At 56.4% G+C, this 12,223-nt stretch carries 14 protein-coding genes; all 14 read left to right on the plus strand.

Annotated elements, in window-relative coordinates; translation table 11 throughout:
* The first annotated feature begins 17 nt into the window (after positions 1–17).
* Positions 18–1,331: an FADH(2)-oxidizing methylenetetrahydrofolate--tRNA-(uracil(54)-C(5))-methyltransferase TrmFO gene (gene trmFO, locus CBW65_RS16910; RefSeq protein WP_087457805.1), complete on the plus strand. Its 1,314-nt coding sequence runs from the start codon at positions 18–20 to the stop codon at positions 1,329–1,331.
* Between the two features lie 57 nt (positions 1,332–1,388).
* On the plus strand, positions 1,389–2,309 hold the full coding sequence (gene xerC, locus CBW65_RS16915; protein WP_232463350.1) for a tyrosine recombinase XerC: 921 nt from the start codon (positions 1,389–1,391) through the stop codon (positions 2,307–2,309).
* Positions 2,310–2,328: 19 nt separating this feature from the next.
* Positions 2,329–2,874, plus strand: a complete 546-nt coding sequence (hslV, locus tag CBW65_RS16920; protein WP_087457806.1) for an ATP-dependent protease subunit HslV — start codon at positions 2,329–2,331, stop codon at positions 2,872–2,874.
* 15 nt (positions 2,875–2,889) lie between these two features.
* Complete coding sequence (hslU, locus tag CBW65_RS16925) at positions 2,890–4,293, plus strand: ATP-dependent protease ATPase subunit HslU (RefSeq protein ID WP_087457807.1); 1,404 nt, start codon at positions 2,890–2,892, stop codon at positions 4,291–4,293.
* A gap of 28 nt (positions 4,294–4,321) precedes the next feature.
* Entirely contained in the window at positions 4,322–5,089 is a 768-nt protein-coding gene (gene codY, locus CBW65_RS16930) for a GTP-sensing pleiotropic transcriptional regulator CodY (protein ID WP_087457808.1), read from the plus strand.
* 229 nt (positions 5,090–5,318) lie between these two features.
* Positions 5,319–5,729 (plus strand): flagellar basal body rod protein FlgB, encoded by a 411-nt coding sequence (gene flgB, locus CBW65_RS16935; protein WP_087457809.1) that lies wholly within the window; start codon positions 5,319–5,321, stop codon positions 5,727–5,729.
* A gap of 2 nt (positions 5,730–5,731) precedes the next feature.
* On the plus strand, positions 5,732–6,184 hold the full coding sequence (gene flgC, locus CBW65_RS16940) for a flagellar basal body rod protein FlgC (RefSeq protein ID WP_087457810.1): 453 nt from the start codon (positions 5,732–5,734) through the stop codon (positions 6,182–6,184).
* A gap of 18 nt (positions 6,185–6,202) precedes the next feature.
* Positions 6,203–6,511: a flagellar hook-basal body complex protein FliE gene (gene fliE / locus CBW65_RS16945; RefSeq protein WP_087457811.1), complete on the plus strand. Its 309-nt coding sequence runs from the start codon at positions 6,203–6,205 to the stop codon at positions 6,509–6,511.
* A 69-nt stretch (positions 6,512–6,580) separates the two neighbouring features.
* On the plus strand, positions 6,581–8,104 hold the full coding sequence (fliF, locus tag CBW65_RS16950) for a flagellar basal-body MS-ring/collar protein FliF (protein WP_087457812.1): 1,524 nt from the start codon (positions 6,581–6,583) through the stop codon (positions 8,102–8,104).
* A 21-nt stretch (positions 8,105–8,125) separates the two neighbouring features.
* Entirely contained in the window at positions 8,126–9,130 is a 1,005-nt protein-coding gene (fliG, locus tag CBW65_RS16955; RefSeq protein WP_408646558.1) for a flagellar motor switch protein FliG, read from the plus strand.
* Complete coding sequence (locus tag CBW65_RS16960) at positions 9,123–9,893, plus strand: FliH/SctL family protein (RefSeq protein ID WP_157722008.1); 771 nt, start codon at positions 9,123–9,125, stop codon at positions 9,891–9,893. The genes fliG and CBW65_RS16960 overlap by 8 nt, the downstream gene beginning before the upstream one ends.
* On the plus strand, positions 9,890–11,215 hold the full coding sequence (gene fliI, locus CBW65_RS16965; RefSeq protein ID WP_087457815.1) for a flagellar protein export ATPase FliI: 1,326 nt from the start codon (positions 9,890–9,892) through the stop codon (positions 11,213–11,215). Before CBW65_RS16960 ends, fliI begins: the two co-directional genes overlap by 4 nt.
* On the plus strand, positions 11,212–11,658 hold the full coding sequence (locus CBW65_RS16970; RefSeq protein ID WP_087457816.1) for a flagellar export protein FliJ: 447 nt from the start codon (positions 11,212–11,214) through the stop codon (positions 11,656–11,658). The genes fliI and CBW65_RS16970 overlap by 4 nt, the downstream gene beginning before the upstream one ends.
* A 10-nt stretch (positions 11,659–11,668) precedes the next feature.
* The gene (locus tag CBW65_RS16975; RefSeq protein WP_087457817.1) at positions 11,669–12,223 is read left to right on the plus strand and encodes a MotE family protein; all 555 of its coding nucleotides are present in this window, start codon (positions 11,669–11,671) and stop codon (positions 12,221–12,223) included.

Below are 12,223 nucleotides of genomic sequence, written 5' to 3' on the forward strand. Positions count from 1 at the left end.
GAAAGGGGATTTTCATCATGACACAGCCGATCACAGTCATCGGGGCAGGTCTTGCAGGGTCGGAGGCAGCATGGCAGATCGCCAAGCGCGGCCATCGCGTCAACCTGTACGAGATGCGCCCCGTTCGCGCGACTGATGCACATAAAACGGAAAACTTCGCCGAACTGGTCTGCTCGAACTCCCTGCGCGGAGCATCGCTGACCAACGCGGTGGGCCTGTTAAAAGAAGAGATGCGCCGCCTCGACTCGGTGATCATCTCCTCGGCCGACAAGACGGCCGTACCGGCAGGCGGAGCGCTTGCTGTCGACCGCGATGTCTTCTCCGGGGAAGTGACGCGCCGCGTCATGGAGCACCCGAACATCAACGTCATCCGCGAAGAGGTGACCGAGATTCCGCAGGACGGCATCGTGATCATCGCCAGCGGTCCGCTGACCTCGCCGTTTTTGTCCAAAGCGATCTTGGAACTGACCGGAGAAGAGTACCTGTATTTCTACGATGCAGCCGCTCCGATCATCAACAAGGAATCGATCAATTTTGACAAGGCGTTTATCGCCTCCCGCTACGACAAAGGGGAAGCGGCGTACATCAACTGCCCGATGACCGAAGAGGAATACAACGCGTTTTACGAAGCGTTGGTCACGGCTGAAGTGGTGCCGCTGAAAGAATTTGAGAAAGAGATCTTCTTCGAAGGCTGCATGCCGGTCGAAGTGATGGCTAAACGCGGCCGTCAGACCATGCTGTTTGGTCCGCTGAAGCCGGTTGGACTGCCCGACCCGCGCACCGGCAAAGAGCCGTTTGCCGTCGTGCAGCTGCGCCAGGACAACGCCACCGCCACTTTGTACAATATGGTTGGTTTCCAGACCCATCTCAAGTGGGGCGAGCAGAGCCGGGTGTTCCAGATGATCCCGGGCCTCGAAAATGCAGAGATCGTGCGCTTTGGCGTCATGCACCGCAACACGTACATCAACTCGCCGAACTTCCTGCGCCAGACCTACCAGACGAAAACGCGCGACAACCTGTTTTTCGCCGGTCAAATCACCGGTGTGGAAGGCTATGTTGAATCGGCAGCAGCCGGCCTGATCGCGGGCATCAACGCTTCCCGTCTGCTCGAAGGCAAGGAACCGCTGGAGTTCCCGCGCGAGACGGCGATCGGCTCGCTTGCGTATTACATCACGCATACCAGCGGCAAGAACTTCCAGCCGATGAACGCAACGTTTGGTCTGCTCCCGCCGCTGGAGAAAAAGATCCGCAACAAGATGGAGAAAAACGAAAAGATCTCCGAACGCGCATTGGACAGCCTCGGCGCGTTTATGAGTGGGCAAGAGCTTTAATACGGGTCTAAAACGCCCGTTTTTTACATAGGGATGCAGGAAAAGGCGGGGATTACGATGGAACAGCCGCTCGTCTGGCCGCCGATGATCGATCATCAGGTGGACTTGTACATGCAGTATCTCGCCGTCGAGAAAAGGGTGTCACATCACACGCTCGACCATTATTATTCCGACCTCGAACAGTTCATCGCCTTTATGCTGGGCGAAGGGCGAACTTCGTTTGCCGACATCACGCATCTGGATGTGCGCACGTTTGTCGGCCGCATGGCGCGCGACCGGGCGAAAAAGACGATCGCGCGCAAAGTTTCGGCGCTCCGCTCCTTTTTCACTTTTTTGCGGCGGGAAGGCTTTGTGGAGAAAAATCCGGCCAAAGACGTGCACCTGCCCAAGCTGGAGCGCCGCCTGCCGAACTTTTTATACCTCGATGCCGTCGAGCGCCTGATGAACGCGCCTGACACCTCCACGCTGCTGGGACTGCGCGACAAGGCGCTGCTCGAGCTCTTGTACGCGTCCGGCGTGCGGGTCAGCGAGTGCGTCGGGCTCGACCGCTCAGACCTCGACCTGGACCTTGGGGCAGCGCTGGTCTACGGCAAAGGCGCCAAGGAGCGCTACGTCCTGCTCGGGTCGTCTGCGCTCAGCGCTTTGCGCCGGTATCTGAGCGAGGCCTGGCCGCTCTTGCGGCAGCAGGCGGACGGGGAGGATCGCCCCGTGTTTCTCAACCACAAAGGAACGCGTTTGTCTGACCGCAGCGTGCGACGTATTCTCGACAAATACGTAGTACAACTTGCCGGGATGCAAAAAGTGTCTCCGCACACGCTGCGCCACACGTTTGCCACCCATCTGCTCGACCACGGTGCCGATTTACGGGTCGTGCAGGAACTGCTCGGCCACGCCAGTCTGTCCAGCACGCAGATCTATACGCACACGACTCGCGAGCATCTGGAGCGAGTGTACACCAAGGCCCATCCGCGGGCCTAAGAGAGAGGGGACGGGAAGTATGAGCCAAAGCCAATTCCACTCCACAACGATCTTCGCCTGCCGCCGCAACGGCAAAGCGGCGATGGCAGGCGACGGCCAGGTCACGTTTGGCCAAAACATGGTCATGAAAAACGGTGCCAAGAAAGTCAGACGCCTGTTCCGCGGCGAAGTGGTCGCCGGTTTTGCCGGATCGGTTGCCGACGCATTCACTTTGTTTGACCTGTTTGAAGGCAAACTGGAAGAATTCCACGGCAACCTCCAGCGGGCTGCTGTTGAACTTGCCAAAGAATGGCGCACCAGCAAGATGATGAAGAACCTCGAAGCGATGCTGATCGTGATGAACCGCGACCATCTGCTGCTCGTCTCCGGGAACGGGGAAGTGATCGAGCCGGATGACGACATCATCTCGATCGGTTCGGGCGGCTCGTTTGCTTTGGCCGCCGGGCGCGCGCTGTATCACCACACGGAGCTCAGCGCCCGCGAGATCGCAGAAAATGCCCTCAAGACGGCGGCAGACATCTGCGTGTTCACCAACCACAACATCATCGTCGAAGAGATCGGCTAAGAGGAGGGGAAAGCCATGATCAAAATGAAAGAACTGACCCCAAAGCGAATTGTCGAAGAACTCGATAAATATATCGTCGGCCAAAGCAAAGCGAAAAAAGCGGTCGCCGTTGCTCTGCGCAACCGGTACCGCCGCTCGCTGCTCGCCGAAGACATCATCGAAGAGGTAACGCCGAAAAACATCCTGATGATCGGACCGACCGGCGTCGGCAAAACGGAGCTCGCCCGCCGCCTGGCCAAACTGGTCGGCGCACCGTTCATCAAGGTCGAAGCGACCAAGTTCACCGAAGTCGGCTATGTCGGACGTGACGTGGAGTCGATGGTGCGCGACCTGGTTGAGACGGCCATCCGCATCGTAAAAGCGGAAAAAATGGCGGAAGTCGAAGAAAAAGCGAAATTTATGGCTGAAGACCGCCTCGTTTCGCTGCTCGTTCCCGACCCGTCGAAAAACAAAAATTTCAAAAATCCGTTTGAAATGCTGTTTAGTGGCAATGCTGGTACTCAACAAGACGAAAATGCACAGGATTCGTATGAGATCCGACAAAAACGAAGCGAAGCTCGCAGACGTTTGGAAAGTGGAGAGTTGGAAGATCAGATCATCGAGGTGGATGTCGAAGACAACTCCCCGGGCATGATGGACCTGCTCGGGAACGGTGCAGGCATGGACGGCATGGGCATGAACAACATCCAGGAGATGCTGGGCAACATGATGCCCAAGCGCCGCAAGAAGCGCAAAGTGCCGATCCGCGAAGCGCGCAAGCTGCTCGCACAGGAAGAGGCGCAAAAGCTGATCGACATGGATGAAGTGACCGCCGAGTCGGTGCACCGCGCGGAACAGTCCGGCATCATCTTTATTGACGAGATCGATAAGATCGCCGGCAAAGAGCGCGGCGGCCCCGATGTATCCCGCGAAGGCGTACAGCGCGACATTCTGCCGATCGTAGAAGGCTCCACCGTGATGACCAAGTACGGCCCGGTCAAGACGGACTACATCCTCTTCATGGCAGCCGGCGCGTTTCACATCTCCAAACCAAGCGATTTGATCCCGGAACTGCAAGGCCGTTTCCCGATCCGGGTCGAACTGACGAGCTTGTCCAAAGAAGACTTCCAGCGTATCCTCACCGAACCGCGAAACGCGCTGATCAAGCAGTACATCGCGCTGCTCGAGACGGAGGGCATCAAAGTCGAGTTTACCGAAGATGCGATTGGCAAACTCGCGGAACTCGCCACCACCGTCAACCAGGAGACGGATAACATCGGAGCCAGACGCCTGCACACGCTGCTGGAGAAATTGCTCGAAGACCTCTCCTTTGAAGCATCTGACGTGCTGCTCGACAAAGTGGTGATCACGCCGGCTTATGTCTCGGAGAAACTGGAAGGCATCGTGAAGAACAAGGATCTCAGCCAATATATCCTGTAGGCATATCTCAGGAGGGTACCAGGCTGATATGGAACTTTTAAGCAAAACGCGGGTATTGAACCAATTGTTGCAACGAACTGACGGCATGAAGGTAGTCTTTGAAGAAATGACCGCCTCTTTGCGCGACATCATTTTTACAAACGTCTTTTTGACGGATGAACATGGCCGGCTGCTCGGTCATGCGCTGTCCGGGGTGTTTGATGTCTCGCAGTTTGCAAAAGACGAGGCAGGGCTCACCTGCCTGCCGAAAGACTTTGTGACAAAACTCCACAGCAACGATCTCACTCGCATCAATTTACAGGAGGACACCCCGTTTTGCAGCCCGGCGGCAGGCGATGAGACATACCTGTCGATCGTGCCGATCCGCGGCAACGGCGAACGGATGGGCACGCTGATCTTGACCCGGCAAGGTGAAGCAATGTCCGAAGAGGACATCGTGCTCGCCGAGTACAGCGCTTCGCTGATCGGGCTGGAGCTGGTCCGCCTCTCTTCGCAAAAGAAAGTGCAGGAAGGCCGCGACCGCTCGATCGTCCAGATGGCAGTCTCCTCGCTCTCCTTCTCGGAGCTGGAAGCGGTCGACCATATCTTTGCGGAACTGAACGGCCGCGAAGGACTGCTCGTCGCTTCCCGCATCGCTGACCGCGTCGGCATCACGCGTTCCGTGATCGTCAATGCGCTGCGCAAGCTGGAAAGCGCAGGCGTTGTGGAGGCGCGTTCGCTGGGGATGAAAGGCACGCATATCAGGATCATGAACGAAAAACTTCTTCCATTGTTGGAAGATATGAAATCGAGATAGCAGAAAAGGCGTGGACTCCGGTCCGCGCCTTTTTGTTTTGTTCATGTAAATGGAAAAAGAAATGAGGAGGATAATGTCGAGTAAGGTCGAAAGTCCCTAGTAAGATATTAGCTATAGTTATAAAATGGTGAGTGGCAGTTTCAAATGGATGTCGAATCCTGCAGGATTTTCGCACATCTCGAAGAAAAAATATGTTACTATCATACTATCAAATCGTAAGGGTGATTGTATGTCGTTAATCAACAACCGCGCTATCACCTTGCTGGAGCGCTCGCTGGATGCTGCGAGCATGCGGCAGAAAGTGATCTCGAACAACCTCGCCAATATCGACACGCCGAACTACAAACGCAGCGATGTGTCTTTTGAATCGACCCTGCAGCAAGTGTTGCAAGGAAATGCGCTGAGCGGCCGTCGTACGGACGCGCGGCACATGCAGATCGGCGCCGCTTCCGTTTCGGATGTGGAGCCGGAGCTTGTGACCGACCGCTCCACGTCGATGCGCCAGGATGGCAACAACGTGGATATCGACGTTGAGATGACCAATCTCGCGGAAAATCAGATTCTTTACAATGCATTAACGCAGCGGATCAACGGCAAATTCGCCACGCTCAAGTACGCGATCAGTGAAGGGAAGCGATAAGGATGGGAGTATTCGACAGCATTAACATCAGTGCTTCGGGGCTTACGGCACAGCGTATGCGCCTCGACGTTATCGCCGGCAACATTGCCAATGCCAACACGACGCGCGGAGTGGATGGCCAGCCGTACCGCCGCCAGATCGTCACGCTCGGCGAGCGCACGACATCGTTCCAAAATGTATTGAACCAAGAGCTTAGCCAATCGACAGGCCAAGGCGTGCGCGTGACCGGCATCGTCAAAGACGAGACGCCGTTTAAACTCGTGTACGACCCCAACCACCCGGATGCGGTCAAGACGCCGGGGGACCCGATGTTTGGCTACGTTCGGATGCCAAATGTCGACATCGCGCGGGAGATGGTGGATATGATCTCCGCGACCCGCAGCTACGAAGCAAGCGTAACGGCGGTTAACGCCGCCAAAGCACAGGCGCTGAAAGCGCTGGAAATCGGCAAATAGGAAGGAGGAACGGGATAGATGATTCAAGGAGTTAACAAATTGATGCAGCCGACCGCCCTTGAAGGGGTCAAGGCACTGCAAGCGCCGGATATCAAAAAGGCGGATGGCCCGTCCTTTTCCGATGTGCTGAGCCAGGCGATTGAAAGCGTCAACACCCAGCAAAAGCAATCGGATGTGCTGACCGAGGCTTTGGCCAGCGGCCAAGCGCCCGATTTGCATACCGTTATGATCGCATCTGAAAAGGCATCGATTTCTTTTCAATTAATGGTGCAAGTGCGAAACAAAGCAATGGAAGCATACCAAGAAGTCATGCGCATGCAAGTCTAGGGGTAAAAGACTTGTGTGAATGTGCATGAAGCGCGTGTGGGGAGAAAGAAGTAACGACGAGGTGAAACTGTGAACCAGCAGCTTAAGCAATTATTCGAAAAAATAACAGGATATTGGAAGCAGCTCGAGAAAAGACAACGCCGGAACCTGATCCTTGTTGGCGTCTTCTTTGTACTCACCGTATCCCTGCTCTCTTGGTTCGCTTTTCGCCCGAATTATGTAGTGGTATTTGCGAATCAAACGCCTGCCAGTCTGGGCGAGCTTTCGCAAAAGCTCGATGAACTGAACATCCCGAACCAAGTCGGAAGCGATTCGATCTCCGTGCCGGAACAGTTCCAGCATGAAGCGACGATGAAGCTCGCGATGGAAGGTCTCCCGCAATCCGGGACGCTTGGCTATTCCGTCTTTGACCAGACCGATCTTGGCATGACGGAAAAGGAGTTCGATGTCCGCTATCAGCAGGCGATCGAAGGCAATATCGCCAATGCGATTCAAACGATCAAGGGAGTACAGGAAGCAAAGGTCAGTGTCGTTCAGGCGGAAGAGAAGCTGTTCGTCTCGGAAGCAGAGCAAAATGCCAAAGCATCGGTCATGCTGGCTTTAGCGCCGGGCGTGCAGCTGACCACCGAGCAGATCGGCGGGATTCAACAACTCGTCTCGCACTCGGTCAAAGGGCTCGTTCCGCAAAACGTCACCATCGTCGACCAAAACGGCACGCGTCTTGTCGATGATACGGGCGAAGCGCTGGCGGCTGGCAGCTCCAGCACCCAACTGACCAAGCAGCAGCAGATCCAGATTCAAGTCGAACAGGAAGCTACTAAAAAGATTCGTAATGCGCTGGAGCGGATTGTCGGTCTGAACAACGCAGCCGTTGTGGTTCATGCAGATGTTGATTTTAATCAGCGCAGCTGGACCGATAAAAAGATAACCCCGCCGATCGAAGGCTCCACTTCCGGGGCGGTGATTTCGCAGCGCGAAACGAGCGAAGAAAGCGAAGGCACCACTGGCGGCGGCGCTGCCGGCCAGCAGCAAAACAACAACAACCAGCAGCAGCTCGTCAACGGCGGACAAGGCACACAATCCTCGTCCAAGTCGGATGACACCACCAACTTTGAGTGGAATACCTACGTGGAAAACGGCGAAACATCCGCATATCGCGTCAACCAATATACGGTCTCCGTTCTGTTGAACAAAGAGACGATGACCCCGGCTGAACGAGAAGACATCACCAACTTCGTTTCCACGGCGATCGGGCGCAAAAACGACGGGACTGCAAACGATGTGATCACCGTCACCGGCAAATCGTTTGTCGCTCCGGCCAATCCGTTCGAAACGGAAGCGTTCTATCAGCAGCCGTGGTTCCTCGGCGCGATGGCAGCGGCGCTTGTCCTCCTCGGCGGAGGCGCGTACGTGATGACCCGTCGCCGCAAGCAGACGGACGTTCCGGTGCTCGAAGCGCCGGCTACGAAAGAGATTGCGGTAGCGATGGAAGAATCCGAATCGCAAAAGATGAAAAAGCAACTCGAAAAACTTGCAAACCAAAAACCGGAAGAATTTGTCAACCTGTTGCGTACTTGGTTGGTAGAAGAGTAGGAGTGACTGCTTGTGGCGCGCATGCAACAAAAACTAACCGGGCGTCAAAAGGCGGCCGTTCTGCTTGTCTCTCTCGGACCGGAAATCGCTTCGAAAGTGTTTAAGCATCTGCGTGAAGACGAGATCGAACAGTTGACTCTGGAAATCGCGAACGTACGCAAGATCGAATACGAACAAAAAGAAGATGTGCTCGATGAGTTCCACTCGATTGCCCAAGCGCAAGAGTACATCTCCCAAGGCGGGATCGAGTACGCCAAAGATGTATTGGAAAAGGCGCTCGGATCTCAAAAGGCGATCGACATCATCAATCGCCTGACCGCCTCTTTACAAGTTCGTCCCTTCGACTTTGCCCGCAAGGCGGATCCGAACCAGATCTTAAACTTTATCCAAAACGAGCATCCGCAGACGATCGCGCTTGTACTCGCCTACCTCGATGCCCAGCAGGCGGCGATGATCCTTTCTGCGCTGCCGCAGGAACGTCAGGCGGACATCGCCCGGCGCATCGCGATCATGGACCGCACGTCTCCGGAAGTGATCAACCAAGTCGAGCGGGTACTGGAGAACAAACTCTCGCAGATGACCTTGCATGACTTCTCGACCGGCGGCGGGATCGACGCGATCGTTCAAGTCCTCAACGGTGTTGACCGCTCGACCGAAAAGACGATTCTCGAGTCCCTGGAGCTGCAAGATCCGGAACTGGCCGAAGAGATCAAGAAACGCATGTTTGTCTTCGAAGATATTGTTTCCATCGACAACCGTTCGATCCAGCGCGTGATCCGCGATGTTGATACCAACGACCTGGCGCTGGCGCTCAAAGTCTCCAGCGAAGAAGTGCAGGAAGTCATCTTCCGCAACATGTCCAAGCGGATGGTGGAAACGTTCAAACAAGATATGGAATTCATGGGGCCTGTGCGTCTGCGCGACGTCGAAGAAGCACAACAACGCATCGTAGGCATCATCCGCCGCCTCGAAGAGAGCGGCGAGATCGTGATCGCCCGCGGCGGAGGGGACGATATCATTGTCTAAATTGCTCAAAGCACAGCAGACGTCGCTCACTTTGCAAGCGTATCGGATGCCGGAGCAGCAGGTGTACTTCCCGCGACCAGACTCAGCTGAGGAAACGGAGCTGGAGGCGGCCAAGTCGGCTGCTGAACAGGCAGCAGAAGCAATTTTGAACGAGGCCAGAGCAACCGCCCGGGACCTACTCGCTCAAGCTGAGGCAGAAGCGACCGGACTGCTCGAGCAGGAACGGCAAAATGTGCAGACCCTGCTGCAGGCGGATGTGGAAGCAGCCAAAGCTCTGGGCTATCAGGAGGGCATGGCGCAAGGCGTCCGGCAGGCGGAAGCAGACTGCGCCGGGATGCTGATGGCGGCCGAAGAACAATACCGCTCTGCGGCGGAAGAACGCCGCCGTTATCTGGCGGAAGCGGAGCCGATGATCGTTGATCTCGCGCTTTCCATTGCGAAAAAGATCATCACCCGCGAAAGCAGCGTCGACCGCTCGTTTGTGGTTGATGTGGTCAGTACGGCGCTGGAAGAAATGCACGACGGCGGCAAAGTCGAAGTGCGCGTCCACCCGGATGACCATGATGTGGTGCAGCAGAGCCGCGAGCAACTGCGCAAGGCCGTACCGGGTCAGACGGAGCTGTTAATCATCAAAGATCACAGCGTGGAGGCAGGTGGATGTGTCGTCTGCACCGCGTTTGGCAACATTGATGCACGAATCGACACCCAACTGGAAGAGGTGAGAAAGGCGCTGCAGGAAGTCGCTGCAAGCCTTGAACCATGAGTGGGCATGCGAAACTTGAAACGTATCTCAGCCGGCTGAACCGCACCCGCACGATCAAAGTCAATGGCAAGGTGACCAAGGTCATCGGCCTCACCATCGAATCGAGAGGTCCGGCTGCGACGATCGGCGATGTCTGCCAGATCGAATCGCCGGGCGCGCCGCACATGCTTGCCGAAGTGGTTGGTTTCCGTGAAAACAACGTGCTGCTGATGCCGTTTTCCGACCTCGGAGCCATCGGCCCCGGCCATGACGTTGTCGCCACGGGGAATTCGCTGCAGATAACGGTCGGACCGCATCTGCTCGGACGCATTCTCGACGGTCTGGGACAGCCGATTGACGGCAAGGGGCCGCTCGACAGTCCGCAGATGTTCAGCGTCATGCGACAGCCGCCCAATCCGCTGAAACGCAAGCGGATCGACCAGCCGCTTTCGGTTGGCGTTCGCTGCATCGACGGTTTGCTGACCGTCGGACGCGGTCAGCGCGTCGGGCTGTTCGCAGGTTCCGGCGTCGGCAAGAGCACCTTACTTGGCATGATGGCGCGCAACACCTCAGCCGACATCAACGTGATCGCGCTGATCGGGGAACGGGGCCGCGAAGTGCGGGAGTTTATCGAGAAAGATCTCGGACCGGAAGGGCTGGCCCGCTCCGTCGTGATCGTCGCCACCTCCGACCAGCCGCCGCTCGTGCGGATCAAAGGGGCGATGGTGGCGACGGCGATCGCCGAATACTTCCGCGATCAGGGGCAGGATGTCGTTCTGATGATGGACTCCGTCACCCGTTTTGCCATGGCGCAGCGCGAAGTGGGTCTCGCCGTCGGCGAACCGCCGACCACGCGGGGGTATACGCCTTCCGTTTTTGCGATGCTGCCGAGGCTTTTGGAGCGGGCCGGCACCGGGGAGCGGGGAACGATCACCGCTTTTTATACCGTGCTGGTTGACGGGGATGACATGAATGAGCCGATCGCCGATGCGGCGCGCGGGATTCTCGACGGACATATCGTCCTCTCCCGCCAGATCGCCAACCGGGGCCATTTCCCGGCGATCGACGTGTTGGCCAGCGTCTCTCGTGTCATGAACGATCTCGTGGAGCCTGAACACAGGCGGGCGGCCGCGACGGTCAAGAAGCTCAGTTCGATCTACAAAGATTCGGAAGATCTGATCAACATCGGCGCGTATCAGCGCGGCAACAACATGCAGATCGACAAAGCGATTTTGCATCAGCCGTCCATTGCGCGCTTTACAGCGCAGGATGTCCATGAGCACAGCGATTTGCACAGCGCGCGAGCCGCACTTTTTGAACAGTTCGGAGGCATTGAGGTATGACGATCTCCTTGACTTCCCTGCAGAAGATCACCACGCTAAAAAACCGCATCACCCAGCAGGCGACTTGGGAATATGCCGAGTCGAAGCGGATACTTGATGCGGAGTATGACAAGCTGTATACGCTGGCCGAGCAGCACGATGCGGCCAAAGCGGAACTGCATCAGGCGACAGAAGAGCGCATCTCCACGCAGCATTTGCATTCGTGGATTTTGTATCTGAACGCCCAGCAGCGCCAGATGCTGCATCAGGCGGAAGTGATCGCGCAGCAGAAAGTGGATTGCGAAGACAAGCATGACCGATTGAAAGGCCGTTTTCTTGACGAACAGATGTGGTCGAAATTGCAGGAAAAGCGCCGTGAGGAAGTGCGTGCCCATCTGGATAAGCAGGCGCAGGAAGCGCTGGATGAAGCGGCTGCAGCACTGAGAAGCCGCACGGGGAGGTGAAGAGGGAAGCATGGAAGCGGAACATCGCTACAGCAAAATGGAGTGGCTGTTTTACATCATCATCCTCCCGCTTCTGTTTACCGCTCTTTTGTCCGGGATCATCCTTCAATTCTTAGGGGTTGACGTGACAGGCAAGATCGCAGGCGCGGCCCGCGAGCTCCCGGTGGTCTCCTCCTTCTTCCCAGACGAAGAGGGGGCTGTGGTCGATGCACAAGCTGCAGCTGACGCAGCCAAGCAAAAGAAGATTCAGGAGCTGCAAGACCAGGTCACCGCGCTTGAAGGAGAAAAACAGCAGGCCCAGTCTGACCTGAAGAAGAAGGACAATGAAATCAACCGGCTCAAAGAGCAGATCTCCGATCTGGAAGCGAAAGCCGGGACGAAAGACCCGCTGAAAGCAAAAGCGGAAACGTATGCTGCAATGGCACCTGCCAAAGCGGCGCTGGTGATGACGCAAATGTCTGTCACGGAAGCGAAGCAGCTGTTGGCTAAGATGGACTCAAAAGCGCAGGCGGCGATCCTCGAACAGATGGAGCCGGCGATCGCAGCGAAGATGATGAGCAGCTAA

The sequence above is a fragment of the Tumebacillus avium genome (genome assembly GCF_002162355.1).
Taxonomy (GTDB): Bacteria; Bacillota; Bacilli; order Tumebacillales; family Tumebacillaceae; genus Tumebacillus_A; species Tumebacillus_A avium.

Excerpts from the sequence above, each read along its gene's own strand:
- fliE (WP_087457811.1), top strand. The coding sequence starts at position 6,203 with ATGATTCAAGGAGTTAACAAATTGATGCAGCCGACCGCCCTTGAAGGG.
- CBW65_RS16975 (WP_087457817.1), top strand. The coding sequence starts at position 11,669 with ATGGAAGCGGAACATCGCTACAGCAAAATGGAGTGGCTGTTTTACATC.
- fliI (WP_087457815.1), top strand. The coding sequence starts at position 9,890 with ATGAGTGGGCATGCGAAACTTGAAACGTATCTCAGCCGGCTGAACCGC.
- codY (WP_087457808.1), top strand. The coding sequence starts at position 4,322 with ATGGAACTTTTAAGCAAAACGCGGGTATTGAACCAATTGTTGCAACGA.
- trmFO (WP_087457805.1), top strand. The coding sequence starts at position 18 with ATGACACAGCCGATCACAGTCATCGGGGCAGGTCTTGCAGGGTCGGAG.
- CBW65_RS16970 (WP_087457816.1), top strand. The coding sequence starts at position 11,212 with ATGACGATCTCCTTGACTTCCCTGCAGAAGATCACCACGCTAAAAAAC.
- flgC (WP_087457810.1), top strand. The coding sequence starts at position 5,732 with ATGGGAGTATTCGACAGCATTAACATCAGTGCTTCGGGGCTTACGGCA.
- xerC (WP_232463350.1), top strand. The coding sequence starts at position 1,389 with ATGGAACAGCCGCTCGTCTGGCCGCCGATGATCGATCATCAGGTGGAC.
- hslV (WP_087457806.1), top strand. The coding sequence starts at position 2,329 with ATGAGCCAAAGCCAATTCCACTCCACAACGATCTTCGCCTGCCGCCGC.
- fliG (WP_408646558.1), top strand. The coding sequence starts at position 8,126 with ATGCAACAAAAACTAACCGGGCGTCAAAAGGCGGCCGTTCTGCTTGTC.
- flgB (WP_087457809.1), top strand. The coding sequence starts at position 5,319 with ATGTCGTTAATCAACAACCGCGCTATCACCTTGCTGGAGCGCTCGCTG.
- hslU (WP_087457807.1), top strand. The coding sequence starts at position 2,890 with ATGATCAAAATGAAAGAACTGACCCCAAAGCGAATTGTCGAAGAACTC.